15 protein-coding genes are annotated in these 16,696 nt (G+C 49.7%); 7 read left to right on the top strand and 8 right to left on the bottom strand.

Annotated features, from left to right (window positions below; translation table 11 throughout):
- From RIN69_RS01070 to RIN69_RS01060, 3 genes are all read right to left on the bottom strand, one after another.
- The gene (locus tag RIN69_RS01070; protein WP_313854987.1) at nucleotides 1-2,601 is read right to left on the bottom strand and encodes a fimbria/pilus outer membrane usher protein; all 2,601 of its coding nucleotides are present in this window, start codon (nucleotides 2,599-2,601) and stop codon (nucleotides 1-3) included.
- Nucleotides 2,602-2,677: 76 nt separating this feature from the next.
- Complete coding sequence (locus RIN69_RS01065) at nucleotides 2,678-3,364, bottom strand: fimbrial biogenesis chaperone (protein ID WP_313854985.1); 687 nt, start codon at nucleotides 3,362-3,364, stop codon at nucleotides 2,678-2,680.
- Nucleotides 3,365-3,455: 91 nt separating this feature from the next.
- Complete coding sequence (locus RIN69_RS01060; RefSeq protein ID WP_313857849.1) at nucleotides 3,456-3,983, bottom strand: fimbrial protein; 528 nt, start codon at nucleotides 3,981-3,983, stop codon at nucleotides 3,456-3,458.
- A gap of 510 nt (nucleotides 3,984-4,493) precedes the next feature.
- Between RIN69_RS01060 and RIN69_RS01055 the strand changes: the two genes are divergently transcribed.
- Nucleotides 4,494-5,213: a transcriptional regulator gene (locus tag RIN69_RS01055; RefSeq protein ID WP_313854983.1), complete on the top strand. Its 720-nt coding sequence runs from the start codon at nucleotides 4,494-4,496 to the stop codon at nucleotides 5,211-5,213.
- A gap of 414 nt (nucleotides 5,214-5,627) precedes the next feature.
- On the opposite strand, the gene RIN69_RS01050 is transcribed toward RIN69_RS01055, so the two are convergent.
- Nucleotides 5,628-6,812 (bottom strand): BaiN/RdsA family NAD(P)/FAD-dependent oxidoreductase, encoded by a 1,185-nt coding sequence (locus RIN69_RS01050; protein ID WP_313854982.1) that lies wholly within the window; start codon nucleotides 6,810-6,812, stop codon nucleotides 5,628-5,630.
- A gap of 242 nt (nucleotides 6,813-7,054) precedes the next feature.
- On the opposite strand from RIN69_RS01050, the gene pitA reads away from it, so the two are divergent.
- Nucleotides 7,055-8,554: an inorganic phosphate transporter PitA gene (gene pitA / locus RIN69_RS01045; RefSeq protein ID WP_313854981.1), complete on the top strand. Its 1,500-nt coding sequence runs from the start codon at nucleotides 7,055-7,057 to the stop codon at nucleotides 8,552-8,554.
- 62 nt (nucleotides 8,555-8,616) lie between these two features.
- Here pitA and uspB read toward each other — a convergent pair whose 3' ends face one another.
- Nucleotides 8,617-8,952: a universal stress protein UspB gene (gene uspB / locus RIN69_RS01040; protein WP_313854979.1), complete on the bottom strand. Its 336-nt coding sequence runs from the start codon at nucleotides 8,950-8,952 to the stop codon at nucleotides 8,617-8,619.
- 357 nt (nucleotides 8,953-9,309) lie between these two features.
- Here uspB and uspA point away from each other — a divergent pair, with 357 nt between their 5' ends.
- A complete protein-coding gene (uspA, locus tag RIN69_RS01035; protein ID WP_313854977.1) occupies nucleotides 9,310-9,750 on the top strand; it encodes a universal stress protein UspA in 441 nt (146 codons plus the stop codon).
- Between the two features lie 47 nt (nucleotides 9,751-9,797).
- Here the strand turns inward: uspA and rsmJ are convergent, their stop codons facing one another.
- Together rsmJ and prlC are read right to left on the bottom strand one after the other, a co-directional pair.
- Nucleotides 9,798-10,547, bottom strand: coding sequence for a 16S rRNA (guanine(1516)-N(2))-methyltransferase RsmJ (gene rsmJ, locus RIN69_RS01030; protein ID WP_313854976.1), 750 nt, complete (start codon nucleotides 10,545-10,547; stop codon nucleotides 9,798-9,800).
- A gap of 8 nt (nucleotides 10,548-10,555) precedes the next feature.
- Nucleotides 10,556-12,598, bottom strand: coding sequence for an oligopeptidase A (gene prlC / locus RIN69_RS01025; RefSeq protein WP_313854975.1), 2,043 nt, complete (start codon nucleotides 12,596-12,598; stop codon nucleotides 10,556-10,558).
- Nucleotides 12,599-12,859: 261 nt separating this feature from the next.
- On the opposite strand from prlC, the gene RIN69_RS01020 reads away from it, so the two are divergent.
- The 4 genes from RIN69_RS01020 (at nucleotide 12,860) to RIN69_RS01005 (ending at nucleotide 15,247) form a co-directional block, all read left to right on the top strand.
- Nucleotides 12,860-13,702 carry a 23S rRNA (adenine(2030)-N(6))-methyltransferase RlmJ gene (locus tag RIN69_RS01020; protein ID WP_313854974.1) on the top strand — a complete coding sequence of 281 codons (843 nt, stop codon included), beginning with the start codon at nucleotides 12,860-12,862 and terminating at the stop codon, nucleotides 13,700-13,702.
- 162 nt (nucleotides 13,703-13,864) lie between these two features.
- Entirely contained in the window at nucleotides 13,865-14,164 is a 300-nt protein-coding gene (locus RIN69_RS01015) for a DcrB-related protein (protein ID WP_313854973.1), read from the top strand.
- 155 nt (nucleotides 14,165-14,319) lie between these two features.
- Nucleotides 14,320-14,631 carry a PAAR domain-containing protein gene (locus tag RIN69_RS01010; RefSeq protein ID WP_313854972.1) on the top strand — a complete coding sequence of 104 codons (312 nt, stop codon included), beginning with the start codon at nucleotides 14,320-14,322 and terminating at the stop codon, nucleotides 14,629-14,631.
- A 190-nt stretch (nucleotides 14,632-14,821) separates the two neighbouring features.
- The gene (locus RIN69_RS01005; protein ID WP_313854971.1) at nucleotides 14,822-15,247 is read left to right on the top strand and encodes a hypothetical protein; all 426 of its coding nucleotides are present in this window, start codon (nucleotides 14,822-14,824) and stop codon (nucleotides 15,245-15,247) included.
- Between the two features lie 415 nt (nucleotides 15,248-15,662).
- Here the strand turns inward: RIN69_RS01005 and rnz are convergent, their stop codons facing one another.
- On the bottom strand, nucleotides 15,663-16,580 hold the full coding sequence (rnz, locus tag RIN69_RS01000) for a ribonuclease Z (protein WP_313854969.1): 918 nt from the start codon (nucleotides 16,578-16,580) through the stop codon (nucleotides 15,663-15,665).
- Between the last annotated feature and the right edge of the window lie 116 nt (nucleotides 16,581-16,696).

Raw genomic sequence — 16,696 nt, 5'->3', positions numbered from 1 at the left:
TCAGCGACATTGGCCGTTAATATCCAGAATACCGTGCGAGTTATTCGGTAAAGAGTAATCGACACTGCACTGTTCATCAGGAGCATGGCCCCACTTAACGTTTAATTGCCCCTTAACTTTCAGCCCCGTCAGATATACCTGACCCGCATCGCCAACAATAAATCCCTGATCCTCTTTCGATGCCCGGTCTGTCACTGTCGCACCGAATGGCACCGGCTTTCCGCCAGGCCTTATGATTGTCATCAGGACGCGTGAACCTACACTGACTTTATAATTAGCCATGACAACAGCACCGCGTGTTGGCACCACTGTTTGCGTCGTTAATGCCAATTCCGTGTCATCTTTTAGCGTTTGTGTATCCAGCGTAAGATCGTTTTTACGGTATGGACTGACGTACGGAACAATGGTGTAACCGCGAAAGTCAGTGCGAACACCTGTTTGATTTTGAACACCAACGCCTTTAGCACCAGGCGCGGCTATCAGCGCTATCGTCTCCCCTTGAGGCTGCCCGAATGTCACACCGTATTCATGCGCGACTATACCGCCCTGCAGACCATAATTTACGCGTTGTGTATAGTTGTCTCTTGCATAACCACCCGTTACTTCACCATAGGTCGCACGCCAATTAGCATTAACGCCACCAGTATTACCATTGCCCTGAGTTCCATAACCTTCCTGTACATTCCAGCTCAGATTATTACGTTCAAGAAGCGTTCCGCCGATATTCACGCTATTAGTTGAATGACCATTTTTACTGGTATTCATCATGTAATTAACATACGTAGGATGGTTACGGAACAGACGATCCAGCGGCACGCTGACGTTGACTGCCAGTAACTGATCCCTTTCGTAAATACGGCTCCCTTCCCAGCCGGTCGTTGTTGCGGTTGTTGCGCTTAAGGCGTTACGGTTATAGCTGTAGCTAATCCCTATGCTGATACCACTGTATGAGTTGTTGTAGCTGGTACCATATGACGCCATACTTCGGCCAGTACTCCAGTAATCTTCACGGACGGCGGTCAATGCAATGCTCCCCCAGCCTTGCCATAAAGACTGGTTCAGCGTCATCTCCGCGCGATTTCGACGCCGTTCCTTTACCGCAGTTGATCTGTCATTGACATAGGTATCTAATACTTCCTGCATATTCCAAAAACCTTTGGTGCCATAACGGTAACCCGACATCGCGAAATTCGTCCCGGTTTCAACGAAGTTTTTGCTGTAGCGGATCCGCCACGACTGACCACTCTCCTGTTGGTCATTTTTTCGCGTTGACCATGCCTGAGTCATATCAACAGAGATCGCCCCAAGGTCGCCCAGGTTTTTCCCCTGGCCCAGTGACACTGACTGATAGTGACTGCTGACTTGTCCGCCACCATAGAGAGTAAACCCCCACGGCAAGCCATAAATTGCCGTAGCTTCCATAAGTGGGGTTTTATCTGCGATGCTATCGTTTGAACGATAAACCCCTGATGTCAGGCTGTACTTTAAGCGCCCCGTTCGCTGCAATACCGGCAGCGAGGCATAAGGGACAACTAACTGCTGTTCGCTACCGTCAGATTCCTTTATCGTGACAAACAGATCACCCGATCCCCCTGTGGGGTACATATCATTAATTTCAAAACTACCCGGCGAGACGTAGGTCTGATACACAATATAACCATTCTGCCTGATGGTAACTTGCGCGTTAGTTCGGGCAATGCCGCGCACCACGGGCGCATAGCCTTTGAGACTTTCAGGCAACATATCATCGTCTGAGGCGAGCTGTGCTCCTCTGAAAGGAATACTGTCGAATACCTCGGAGGGTGTGGTGGTATCCCCCAGGGTCAACTGACTTTTCAGATCGATTAAATTACGCCTGGCATAAGTGTACACAGTATTCCATTTGCTGACCGTCTCATCCCTGGCATCAGCGCTGGTTCTGGACCAGGTGGTATAATTACGGAATCGCCAGGGGCCGACATTAATGCCTGGCCGCAGATTGATATATTGGCTGTTAGCGTCGCTACCCTGACTGCTGTCGACGTAATTATTAGCTCCGCTAACGCTATAGTTAATTAAGAATGCTGAAATACCATCATCCCATTGTTTAGCGTCCACCCAACCCCGAACAGAATTGCTGACTAATGACTGTGGGAAACTCAGCAATAGCTGTTGCCGGCCGAATATGAAATCGCTACTGACATCTGGTACAGCCTGCAAATTAGCGCAATTGCAACCAGCGACATTTAAGTCTGGAATTTTTTTTACCAGCACTCCCCAGTTTTCAAGATCGCTGATTTGAAGACAGGGCTGCAAAGTCTCGATTCCAGCCTGATTCTTCATCATGCGAAACTCAACCTCGCGGGTTTCCATCATTGTATTATTCAGATAAATATCTACACGATAGGTTCCCGGAATTTGTCCACCTTTTTTCTCAAAGATAGACAAATCGGCTGCCATTTGATCGGGCGCTGTTAATTCCAGTAGTGCTGGATTAAAATAATCCTCTGCTTGTGCATATTCCATCAATCCAGCCGCCAGGGCTAATTGGGCTGCAAAAAAATATGACAGTCTGGTTAAATATTGTTGATTAGTTTTATTTTTGCGATTAATGATGTTCATCCTTAATCCCTTAGGCTCTGTAATAAATATGTTCTTTTTTATTGTTATTTAAGCCCATGCTTCTCGGAATATGCTGCTAATGGCTATTTGTGTACTGTTTTCCAAAACCACCGTAATCGTTAATTAACGCCCAGGAAACGCTGCCTGATGCGCCTGTGGGCATAGTGAACGTAGCCTGAGAGTGAGGCATCACATAGGTCGCGGTCTTTATTTCTTTCCCGCCTACTTTTACCGACTGGAAGTTCATTACGAACGGTGTCGGATTAGTGACAGTCAGCTGATTACCGGACTGACGCCAGTGAAGTTTAGCGGCCACATCTTCCGGAACGCCGCGAAGAGTTTGAGGCCGATAAATCAGTTTTATGCGAGTTTTAACCGCGATCTGCAGGGTATTAGTCGCTTCGTTTTTGTTTGCGGCCGGGATCGTTTTTATGTTCAACCAAAAAAGGGATTCACGATCTTCCGGGAGATGACCCCCCGTGCGTACGACTCGCAGCACGTTCTGCTGATTACCTTCCAGACGAAACAGCGGAGGTGTAACAATAAAAGGCGCTTTACCTGCACCATTATCTGAGTTTTCCGCCCAGGACTGGATAAGGTAAGGAATGGTATCGGTATTTGTGACGTTTATAGCGGCTTCTTTTTTTGCACCCTCATAGATTAAGCGAGTACCGCCTACAGTCACTCCACCCGCTCCCACCGCCTGAGCAAAGCTTGTGGTTAGAAGTAAAATAATTGATAAAGCCTTAAGGCAGTTTTTCATAACATCCACTCCGGATAAATATACGGACTGGTTATATCCAGTCCGTATATATTTTAACCCCGCCCGGTAATGGGCAAGTTTCAATCACCGCTTAGTTATAAGCAATTGTAAACTGACTGGTCGAGTTAGCCGGGCCTGCTTCAACTTTGTCTGCAATCGAGAGATAGCGTGCGACAAAATTAAGACTATTTTCACCCTGAACAAGATCGTAGACAGAAGAGTCTGTATATAACGGCACAATTGCATTCTGAGCATCAGTAATCTGAATTCCGACCCCAGTTGCAACGTCAGTATCTGCAGTGAGTGCCAGAGCGGTGTTATCGCCATTAGCTGATTTTCCGTCAAACTTCACAGTTGCACTGGTAACAGTTGAAGGACAATCTGTCAGCTTTATGGCAAAACTCGTTGGAGCCGCTGTTTTACCTGCACCGCCATCCAGCGACGTACGGTTAACTGTGCCTAAGGTCACCGTCAGGGGATTACCCGGATTATTCACCACAGTGCAGGCCTCATCGGTAATACTGCCGACAAAGTTAATCCGGCCATCCTCAGCGAAGACATTTACGGATGAAAAAAGACTTGTTGATAGAATTGTTGCTACAAATAATTGCTTTTTCATATCGAACTTCCATTTCATTATGTTTACTAATTTCATGGGATAGAGATCCTGGCACTATAATTAAATCAATCACGCTAATCACAATGTTTATCAAAATTACTTGATATCATCTGTGTATATGAATTTAAGAAACATCTCGGTTTTGCCGTGAGAAAATATACAGTTATTAGGATATTTCTTTGAATGAAGTAATGTTAAATATTCTTATTAAGAGAAAAATATATAAATAACAACGAATTAGCCGGTTATGGCCAGACTCCTGTAACACTCCTTAAGTTTTATCTTGCAGCATAAATAAAGAACACAGTTTATTTATTAAATCATTGTTATATATGAATATAATTTCTTAAGAAAAAAATCTTAAGCTGCTGTATGATCACTTAAGAAATTTATTGCTTCAAGTTATAGGTTATTGAATTTATGGAAAAAATACTACTGGAAAACATTGTGATCTTCAGTCCCTCCGATCGTACGCTTACTCCATTGGGATTGCGCGGCAAGGAGACCCTTATGAACACTCCTGTAAGCCGATTTCTGCTATTACTCTTGCATAATCACGGAGAAGTAGTGAGTCAGGAAAAAATATTTAAAGAGGTCTGGGAAAAGCACGGACAGCTGGTGACTGCGAATACTTTATATCAAAATGTTTCACTTCTACGCAAAAATTTGCGTAGCGCAGGCATCTTACACTCCACGGTAAAAACCATTCCTAAGATAGGATTCACCTTTATAGGGGCGGTTGATTTTATTGAGAAAGAAGAAAAAATAGCAGATCCGATATTGTTGGAAGAACTGTCAGATGACAATACAGAAACGCCTCCTGAGAAGGCTATACCAGAGAAAAATTCGTGGATAAAAAGTTTGAATTTGAAAATAATCATTCCTGCTTTATTTTTTCTGGTATTAGCCATCATAATTTACTTTTCCTTAATGGCTTCGCCAATACACCGCGAACAGCTTGTCTACGCTCACAATAAAATAGCGCGTATAAATGATTGTAACGTCTATGTAGACAACAATAACTTCAAGGCAAACTGGGATAAATATGTAGGCCTGTTGAAAGATAAGGAGTTTACCTGTTCATCAAACGAATTTATGTACCTGACGAAAGTTCAGGAAGCCAATAAGGATGTTTTTGCAATGATTTGTTCATCGGAAACTGATAAAGGCTTACGATGTGTAACACGCTACAAAATTATAGAAAACAGTATTGCTACGATATCGGAGTAATCGTCCATTAATCAATTAAGTACTCAAATTTTCTACGTTCTTATATTGCAACCAATCGGCAACGTTAAGTGTTAATCAGCTAATAATTTTGGCGTATCAGATGGCGATAATCGTCGATGGCGTAACTCGTTAAGGCTTAAAAGTCTGCTAAACAATGAGCATCTAAAGCAAGGTATCGACTCTGACTTCAGAATGCTGATGATTTTCCGGTATTTTTATCATACTTTTGGCAATGTGCCCCCCAGGCAACTCAAGCGTTTACCTGTAAGACGCACCATCGACAATGTCATCCACTCTCTGTTTTGAGCTGTTCTGAGTACAGGTGAAGCCTAATCAATGTCCTGATGCCAAAGTTCACAAGGATAACTTCGTACAAAACAGAAGCGTTATGTACAACGTTTATCGCCCAAAAATTTAAACCGCTTGCGCGCAAGCCCAGGCCGAGCTCCATGCCCACTGGAAGTTATAACCGCCTAACCAACCGGTGACATCGACCACTTCACCGATAAAGTACAAACCGGCCACCTCACGCGCTTCCATGGTTTTGGATGAAAGCTGAGTGGTATCGACCCCGCCCAGCGTCACTTCGGCGGTGCGGTAGCCTTCAGTGCCATTTGGCTGCACCCGCCACTGGTGCAGCGTCGCCGCCAGTTCACTCTGCTGACGACTGTTCAGCTGCTTAAGCGTGACGTCCGGCACAATCGCCAGCGTTTGCAGCACCTCAATCAACCGCTTCGGCAACACTTTTGCCAGGGTATTTTTCAGGCTCTGATTCGGATGAGCCGCGCGCTCTTCATTAATAAACGCTTCCAGATCCTGCGCTGGCGACAAATCGATGGTAATAAACTCACCCGGTTGCCAGTAGCTGGAAAGCTGTAATACCGCCGGACCGGAAAGCCCACGATGGGTAAACAGCATCGCTTCTTTAAACACCGTGCCGTCTTCAGCGCTCATTACCGTCGGCAGCGATACGCCGGAAAGCGTCTGCAAATGGTCGAGTAAAGGTTTATGCAGGGTAAAGGGCACCAGTGCGGCGCGCGTCGGGAAGACCCGCAGGCCAAACTGTTCAGCCAGTTTGTAACCGAACGGCGTGGCACCTAAGCCCGGCATGGATAAGCCACCGCTGGCGATCACCAGTTTTTCCGCCTGCACCGTGCCGCCATTCAACTGCAGGGTATAACCCTGCTCATCGCGTTCGACATTCAACACTTCACTGCGCAGGCGCAGCGTGACATTCCCCTGCTGACACTCTTTCAGCAGCAGCTCAACAATCTGTTGCGCCGAGTCATCGCAGAACAGCTGACCAAGCGTTTTTTCATGCCAGGCAATGCCGTGACGGTTAACCAGATCGATAAAATCCCACTGGGTGTAACGCGCCAGTGCCGATTTGGCAAAATGCGGGTTGTGCGACAGATAGGCCGCCGGTTCGGTATAGAGATTGGTGAAGTTGCAGCGCCCGCCACCGGACATCAGAATTTTGCGTCCTGGCTTTTTGCCGTTATCCAGCAGCAGCACCCGGCGACCGCGCTGGCCTGCCTGTGCGGCGCAGAACAGTCCTGCGGCCCCGGCGCCTATGATGATAACGTCAAACTTTTCCACAACTCACTCCTGCCGGCTGGCAAAAAACGCTGATTGTAGAGAGTTGCTGGCGGTGATGCCAGCGTAACAAAACTGTTGGGAAAGTAACACAATGTAACCGTTTAATTTATAGGCTTTTTTCACCCCCTAATCGGGTCTTATTACGCTTTAATGTCAAAAAAAGTCTATATTTCACTTTCCCCCGGCGCGGTTTGTCGCTGATAATGCGCCGCGTTCATGTCCTCCAAAATGGCGTAACGCTTATGCTGCATCTGTTTGCTGGTCTTGATTACCATACCGGCCTGTTATTAGTACTCGCTCTGATGTTTGTGCTGTTCTACGAAGCTATCAACGGCTTCCATGATACCGCCAACGCAGTAGCTACTGTTATTTATACCCGTGCAATGCGCTCGCAATTAGCGGTTGTTATGGCCGGGGTATTTAACTTCTTTGGCGTTTTGCTGGGCGGTTTAAGCGTTGCCTATGCAATTGTCCACCTACTCCCCACCGATTTACTGCTCAATGTAGGATCGGCTCACGGGCTGGCGATGGTCTTTTCCATGCTGCTCGCCGCGATAATCTGGAACTTAGGCACCTGGTATTTCGGTTTGCCTGCGTCCAGCTCCCATACGCTGATTGGTGCCATTATTGGTATCGGTCTGACCAACGCGTTGCTTACTGGCACCTCGGTGGTCGATGCGCTTAATATTCCCAAAATGATCGGCATTTTCATGTCGTTAATTTTGTCTCCGATTATTGGTCTGGTAGTAGCAGGTGGTCTGATTTTCCTGCTGCGTCGTTACTGGAGCGGCAATAAAAAACGTCGCCGTATCCATATGACACCCGCCGAGCGCGAGAAGATCGACGGTAAGAAAAAGCCGCCATTCTGGACGCGCATCGCCCTGATCGTTTCCGCTATCGGCGTGAGCTACTCACACGGCGCGAACGATGGTCAGAAAGGTATCGGCCTGATTATGCTGGTATTGATCGGCGTGGCACCTGCGGGCTTCGTGGTGAACATGAATGCTTCCGGTTACGACATCACGCGTACCCGCGATGCGGTCAACCATCTCGAGCAGTATTACCAGCAGCACAGCAAAACGCTGGCGCACATTATCGAGATGGCACCACCGGCCGTGCCAACGCCGGAACAAGTGCCAAGCGGTCCGACTGAGTTCCACTGTGACAGCGCCCGCGCCCTGTCGGCGATTCAACAAGCTCAGGGTCTGCTGAATAATCTGCAGAGCTATGACAGCCTGAACGTCGATCAACGCGCCCAGATGCGTCGTCTGTTGATGTGTATTTCCGACACCGCCGATAAAGCGGCGAAACTGCCGGAAACCAGCGCGGATGACAAACGCTTCCTCAATAAGCTGAAAGGCGATCTGCTGAATACCGTTGAATATGCACCGGTGTGGATTATTATTGCGGTTGCGCTGGCACTGGCGATTGGCACCATGATTGGCTGGCGTCGTGTGGCGACCACCATTGGTGAAAAAATCGGTAAAAAAGGCATGACTTATGCTCAGGGGATGTCGGCGCAGCTAACCGCAGCGGTGTCAATTGGCGTGGCAAGTTATACCGGAATGCCGGTATCCACCACCCATATCCTCTCCTCTTCCGTAGCCGGTACCATGCTGGTTGACGGCGGCGGCGTACAGAGTCGCACTATCAAGAGCATCGCGCTGGCGTGGGTATTTACCCTGCCAATCTCGATTTTGCTTTCTGGTAGCCTGTACTGGATTGCATTGCGGTTTATCTGATAGCAGTGTCTTTAAGGGCGGCAGTGATTAACTGCCGCCCTTTTTCATTTCAGTCCCGGCATTCAGTGCCAGATTGCTAATCCTACCAGGCTGAGCACCACCAGCCCACAGAGCGCGCTGGTCAAAATAAACTGCCCACGCAGCCGCTGGCAGCGGCGAATAAACTCATCGTCATGATGATCGCGATAACGCTCCGCCCAGATATAGCGCACCAGCCGCACCTGCTTACTCGGCTGTCCATGCGAGGTAAAGAAGCCTGCGCCATCAACGTATTGATAAAGTAATGGGTCACAGCCGCGCAGCACCACCAGCAGCGCACGCAGAGAAGAGTAATACCGCGCCATATTCACTAAACAAACCACACATAACGCCCAAAACAATGCGATGGTGCTGATCATGATCCCCTCCCGGCTAATTACCGCAGGGACAGTTTTCAACGGGTCACGCTGAACACGCCCCACAACTTATTGCCAACCATTATTGAACCGGACCGAATTGTTTTTTATAAAAGAAGATGGCGACCATCAAGCGATGTTGAGACCGTCATACTTCAGTGTAGGAGATATGCTCAATTTTTTTCCAGCGATGTTTCACCGCTTACGACAAAATGGAAAAAATTTCACATTGATCGCTATCGCAAAGGATGCGTCTGGCAACAACATCTGTTAACAATTAGCGCTATACTCAAGGTATAACAAAGTGATGCGGGCAGCACATGCGCCTCATGGCAGGCATCTAATGGAAGGAGTTTAATAATGGCTTATAAACATATTCTGATAGCAGTAGATCTTTCCCCGGAAAGTAAACTACTGGTCGAAAAGGCAGTCTCGCTGGCACGCCCTTATGACGCCAAAGTGTCACTGATTCATGTTGACGTAAACTATTCCGATCTCTATACCGGGCTGATTGATGTCAATCTCGGTGATATGCAGAAACGCATCTCCGAAGAGACCCACAGCGCGCTGACCGAACTTTCGCAGAGCGCCGGTTACACCATCAGCGAAACGCTGAGCGGTAGCGGTGATTTGGGCCAGGTGCTGGTTGATGCGATTAAAAAATACGATGTGGATTTAGTGGTTTGCGGACATCACCAGGATTTCTGGAGCAAGCTGATGTCATCCGCACGCCAGCTGATTAACACCGTCCACATTGATATGCTGATCGTGCCACTGCGCGATGAGGAAGACGACGAGTAATTACCACGCTGATTCCGGTCTTCCCCCAGAGGGTGGGGGAAGCGGAATTACGCCAGCGGGGGATAAATATCAAAGCGGTGGCTTTTGGTAGTCACCGCAGATTGCGTGACCACTTCTGCCAACGGCGGCGCATAGTCAGGGCGCTTCACCACCACGCGTTTCTTCGCCAGTAAACGAGCCGGTTCCAGCAGGCCATCCGCGTCTTCATCGGCACCGACCAGAGTCTGAAATACCCGCATCTCTTTCTTTACCAGCGCACTTTTCTGCTTGTGCGGATACATCGGATCAAGATAAACCACATCAGGCGGCGGCGTAATATCGGTCAGCGCCGTCAGGCTCGAAGCATGTAATAACGTCAGACGCTCACGCAGCCAGCCGCCAATCTCCGCATCCTGATAGCCACGTTGCAGGCCATCATCCAGCAGTGCCGCTACCACCGGATTACGCTCCAGCATCCGCACATGGCAACCCACTGACGCCAGCACAAATGCATCGCGGCCTAATCCGGCAGTGGCATCCACCACGTCCGGCAGATAGCCACTTTTGATACCGACCGCTTTGGCAACCGCTTCGCCGCGCCCGCCACCAAATTTACGACGATGCGCCATCGCGCCGCCGACGAAATCGACAAAGATACCGCCCAGCTTCGGCTCATCGCGTTTGCGCAGCTCAAGATGCTGCGGCGTCATCACCAGCGCCATCAGCGCCTCGTCGTCATGCTCTAACTGCCAGCGCTGCGCTAAAACAGATAAGGCGCCGTTATCGGCGCCTGACTCATTGATTAAACAGATCTTCACGCGCGGCGTTATCCCTTAATGCCGTAATGATCCAGCATCGCGTCGAGCTGCGGCTCACGGCCACGGAAGCGTTTAAACAGCTCCATTGGTTCTTCAGAACCGCCGCGCGTCAGGATGTTATCAAGGAACGACTGACCGGTTTCGCGATTGAAAATACCCTCTTCTTCAAAACGCGAATACGCATCCGCCGCCAGCACGTCAGCCCACAGATAGCTGTAGTAACCGGCCGCATAACCACCGGCAAAGATATGGCTGAAGGCGTGCGGGAAACGGCCCCATGACGGGCTTGGTACTACCGCCACCAGCTTTTTAATTTCTGCCAGCATGGTCAGGATTTGCGCGCCCTGTGCCGGATCGAATTCAGCATGCAGGCGGAAATCAAACAGGCCAAACTCCAGCTGACGCAGAATAAACAGCGCCGCCTGGTAGTTCTTCGCCGCCAGCATTTTGTCCAGCAGCTCCTGCGGTAGCGGCTCGCCGGTTTCGTAATGACCGGAGATAAACGCCAGCGCTTCCGGCTCCCAGCACCAGTTTTCCATAAACTGGCTTGGCAGCTCGACTGCATCCCATGGCACACCGCTGATACCTGACACTCCCGGCGTTTCAATGCGCGTCAGCATATGATGCAGGCCGTGACCAAACTCGTGGAACAGCGTGGTGACTTCGTCATGGGTAAACAGCGCAGGTTTGCCACTCACCGGACGGTTAAAGTTACAGGTCAGATAAGCGACCGGTTTTTGCAGCGTGCCATCCGCTTTACGCATCATGCCAACGCAGTCGTCCATCCATGCACCGCCGCGTTTGTGCTCGCGCGCATAGAGATCAAGATAGAAACTGCCGCGCAGTTCGCCGCTCTCATCGAACAGATCGAAGAAACGCACATCGTCGTGCCAGACATCGACATCTTTACGCTCTTTCGCCGTAATGCCGTAGATGCGTTTTACCACTTCAAACAGACCGTTTACCGCGCGCTCTTCCGGGAAGTACGGGCGCAGCTGCTCGTCGCTGATGGCATACAGATGCTGTTTCTGCTTCTCACCGTAGTAAGTCAGATCCCACGGCTGCAGTTCGCTGATACCGTGCTGTTGCTCGGCAAAAGCCCGCAGTTGTGCCAGCTCCTGCTCGGCCTGAGGACGCGCGCGTTTCGCCAGATCGGTCAGAAACTCCGTCACCTGCGCCGGGTTTTCCGCCATTTTGGTCGCCAGCGATTTATCGGCATAGGAGTCAAAGCCGAGCAGCTGTGCCAGCTCATGACGCAGCGCCAGCTCTTCCGCCATCACTTCGCTGTTATCCCACTTACCGGCATTCGGCCCCTGATCGGAAGCACGCGTCGAGTAAGCACGATACATCTCTTCACGTAGCGCCTGGTTATCGCAATAGGTCATTACCGGCAGGTAGCTGGGAATATCCAGCGTCAGCAACCAGCCCTGTTGTTCTTTGGCTTCGGCCTGTGCTTTTGCTGCCGCCAGCGCGCTTTCCGGCATACCGGAGAGCTCCGCTTCGTCGGTGATCAACTTGCTCCAGCCCATGGTGGCATCCAGCACGTTATTGCTGTAGGTCGAACCCAGCTCAGACAGGCGCGCAGCGATTTCGCCATAGCGTTTTTGCTTCTCTTTCGACAAGCCGATACCTGACAGCTCAAAATCGCGCAGTGCATTATCCACTGCTTTTTGCTGCGGCTGGCTGAGCGCAGCATAGCTGTCGCCCTCTTTCAAATCGCGATAAGCCTGATACAGGCCTTCATGCTGGCCAACCCAGGTGCTGTACTCGGACAGCAGCGGCAGCGTCTGCTCATAGGCCTGACGCAGTTCCGGGCTGTTTTTAACGGAATTCAGATGGCTGACCGGCGAGAACAGGCGACCAAGGCGATCGTCCACTTCGGCCAGCGGCTGGCAAAGATTATCCCAGGTGTAAGGCGCGCCCTGAGCAACGGTTTTCTCTACCGCTGCACGGCAATCATCAAGTGCCGCCTGAACGGCTGGCACAACGTGTTCTGGTTTGATTGCGGAAAAAGGAGGAAGCGTAAAAGAAGAAAGTAACGGATTGGTCATAGCGCAGTCCTTATGGTTGTGAGTGGCGCTGCTTTGCGCGCAATCTGGCAATCTGATTAACATGCGGTTAAGTGTAGCGAAAATCAATGGTCGTCGGTCGAGTTGGCGACAACATAAGCAGCCTGATAAAAAACCCCTGTCGACTTTTCAGCAATTTTTCTCTCTTCCAGGTATACTATCGCCATATACGCGCCCGCATCGTCTGCGCAGCTATCGCCCCTCTCCTGCTTCGTCAGGAACGCACCGGATATCACCAAAGTTATGTTGAGTTATCGCCACAGTTTTCACGCCGGCAACCATGCTGACGTTCTTAAGCACACCGTACAAAGTCTGATCATCGAAGCACTGAAAGAGAAAGAGAAACCTTTTCTCTATCTCGACACCCATGCGGGTGCCGGACGCTATCAGCTGAGCGGTGAGCATGCAGAGCGCACCGGCGAATATCTGGAAGGCATTGCGCGCATCTGGCAACAGGACGATCTGCCGGAAACGCTGCTGCCTTATATCGATGCGGTAAAAGCGCTGAATAAAAACGGTAACCTGCGTTTTTATCCGGGTTCGCCGCTGATTGCCCGCCACCTGCTGCGTGAAGATGACAAACTGCAGATGACGGAACTGCACTCCAGTGATTTTCCAATGCTGCGCAATGAGTTTCTGAAAGATAACCGCGCGCGCACTGAAAAGGCCGATGGTTATCAGCAGCTGAAATCGAAGTTGCCACCGCACTCACGCCGTGGCCTGATTTTAATCGATCCTCCTTATGAGCTGAAAACTGACTATCAGGACGTGGTTAAAGGCATCCAGGAAGGCCACAAACGTTTTGGTACCGGCGTGTTCGCCCTGTGGTATCCGGTGGTACTACGCCAGCAAATTAAGCGTATGTGTAAGGATCTGGAAGCCACTGGCATTCGTAATATTCTGCAGATTGAACTGGCGGTGCGTCCGGACAGCGATCAGCGCGGCATGACCGCTTCCGGAATGATCGTGATTAACCCACCGTGGAAACTGGAAAAGCAGATGCGCGACCTGCTGCCGTGGTTGCATAAAACGCTGGTTCCTGCCGGCACCGGCCATACCAGCGTCAATATGCTTGTCCCGGAATAATCACTGACCACGGTTTGAATCGATAAGCATCCGCCAGCACGCTGCTGGCGGATTTTTTTTGCCCGTTATTCGATCCCGCTCGAAACTTCCGCCCGTTAAAAATAGTAATTTTGCGTAATCTTTCAGGGGCTTTACCTGTCAGGAGCACAAGGATGCTGCGCAATGAAAACCACGCCACAATATTGCCGCTTTAATCACGGTAGCGTGATTCTGCCGGAAGGTTATCAGGACCGGACGGTAAATGTTTTTATCTCTGAACAACCCGCCGCGCCGGGCGTTAATATCTCCCGCGATATTTTGGCTGACGGCGAGACGGCGGCAGCCTATATCGATCGCCAGCTATTACTGCTGAATCAGCAACTGACCGACTGGAAACTGCAGGAACGCCAGCCCGTCTGGCTGGGCGATCAACTGTTACCTGGTGAGTGTGCGCTCACAAACTATCGCTACGATAGCCGCTGAATCTGGCAGCAACAGGCGATATTTGCTGTCGGGCAGACGCAGCTGCTGGTGTTTACCCTAAGCAAATCCAATCCGCTAAATGATTCTGACACTCAGCTGTTCAGCAGCCTGCTTGGCAGCTTTGCTTTCCATCGTTAACAACAGGGATTGTTGCTATGTATGAAGCAGCACGTATCGGGGACGATATCGGCCACTCAGATGCGCTGGCTGGGATGCTGGCTGGCACACTGGTCGGTGGCCTGATCGCAACAGCCGGTGGCATTGCAGCCGGAGCACTACTGGTTGCCGCCAGCCTGGCGGTTGGCTATCTGGCCGTTGAGGCCGCCGAGTCTGCACGTAGCGAAATGAGTGAGAACGGCAGGGGCAGAGTGCGTAAAAGGGGCACCATTCGTAGCGGCTCGCCAGACGTATTTATCAACGGTCGCTCCGCCGCAATTGCCGGTGGAAGTGATAAGGCGTGTACGTAATGGGGAAGATGTTTTAGTTTCTACAAAACAAGAAGCAAGAGCTATTGCCAGAGCTGTTGAACACGGTAAACCCATGATGCATGCACCTCACGTTAATCCATTAACAGGATCAACAGCAGGCCGATTACCTCATGCGCATCCAAATCAACATCTTAGTAACCACGGGCATATTTTTTATGGGCAAGATTAAATGAGCTATTTTATATTATATTTTGAACAACGTTCTAAAAATGGAACGCACCATGATCAGTGTAAGGATATTAACGTTTACTCCATTGATGGTGAGATTTCAGAAGGCACGGTGTCTGTTATGTATAAAGGAGCTAACGTTGAGAGCAGTATTTTATCCTCCAGAATGGATGCAACATTATTTTATATTTTTAATAAACCGACACGGTTAGTATCTGTTGCTCAAAGAGTTAGAGATAAGTTATTCAAATTTTTAAAAGGAAGAGTTGGCTTGGGATTTGACTGTTATTTTTTTGTTCTTGACTTGCCAGGCAGTTGGCCTGCTGAAGTAAGTATAGTTGAATCCCCTGTAGAAATAACCATTTCTGAGCTGGAGGATTTCTTTAAATCAGGTATTAAAACTGGTCTTTTCAAAATATTGAAATAGAGGTTGATATTTGAAGCTGGAAATATTAGTGACACTTAATTTAATAATAAGTCAGGTGTATGTTTAAAATATCCCAGCTTTACGATCCGAATGAATTCTGTAGCCCGCTGGCGCGGGTTGATCACCTCGCCGATAAGGCACTGGGCTGGGGTTAAGCCGGGAGTGTTTAACAGGACGAACCCGCCATGTACCAGACCGTTATATAAGACGCCACAACAATTTTACAAGTTCGAATGCCTTATGAACAGTAATGTAAAATAAACGTCGATTATAACCGAGACTGACAGTACTATCCCAAAGATCGGCATTTTAACAAGCAAGATCCTGAAGAGCGGGCTAAAACTATCTTTCCCTAATCCGCTCAGCCGGTTTGAACCTTATGGATCAACCAGATAAACGGATTGGCCGCTAACCGTTACACTTTAAACACCGCAAAATCTCTCGCCAGCTCAGTGGCAGGAAAAATCGCCCGGCACTCTGCCAGCAACCTTTCACTGTCGGCAAAGCCGTAGCGTGCACTGAAATGCGTAGCAATCAGCCGCTTCGCCCCCGCCAGTTTTGCCGCGTTTGCTGCCTGAACGGTAGTCGAATGACCGCGTCCGTTGGCTTTTTCCGCCATCGAAGCCTCCAGGGTGGTTTCATGCACCATCACATCAACATTTGCCGCCAGTTCGCTGGCTACCGGCGTTGGCCCAGTATCACCGAATATCGCCAGCGATTTACCTTTAATTGAGGGACCAAGATAATCCCATCCGCAAACTTGGCGCCCGTCTTCCAGCACCACGGTTTCGCCACGCTTCAGGCGCTGGAACCAGTTGCCAGCCGGAATACCATCCGCTTTTAAACGCGCGGCATCCAGCACACCCGGTTTATCATGTTGTTCAATACGGTATCCATAACACTCAATCACATGTGACATCGGCCATGCAGTAACACGTATCTGGCCGTCATCACACACTTCTCCGGCGCTAATCTCGATAATCTCCAGCGGAAAAGTGACATAAGAAGCGCTGAGGCTCAGCGTGGTGTCGACAAAAGCCTTAATCCCCACCGGGCCATAAATGGTCAAAGGCTCAGTTACGCCGCCCATTGAACGGCTGGTCAGTAGACCCGGCAAACCAAAAATATGATCGCCATGCAGGTGAGTGATAAAGATTTTTTCCATTTTCCCCGGCTTTAACGGGCTGCGCATCATCTGATGCTGCGTGCCCTCACCGCAGTCAAATAGCCAGTAACCTCCGCTGCCACTGTTGCCCAGCGTCAGCGCGATTGAAGTGACATTTCGCTCCCGGCTGGGAGTACCGGCACAGGTGCCGAGGAAAAGCAGTTCCATGTAATGATTCCAGTTTTACTCATTAAATCAGCAGATCGAATCGGCTATATTAAGCCAGTTAATTCCTACCCTATCACAACCATAGACGCAAACTTTGCGGCAATACGGCGAGTGGC

The organism is Winslowiella toletana, assembly GCF_032164335.1.
GTDB lineage: Bacteria > Pseudomonadota > Gammaproteobacteria > Enterobacterales > Enterobacteriaceae > Erwinia > Erwinia toletana_A.
This window is presented reverse-complemented; position numbering and strand designations above follow the sequence as displayed.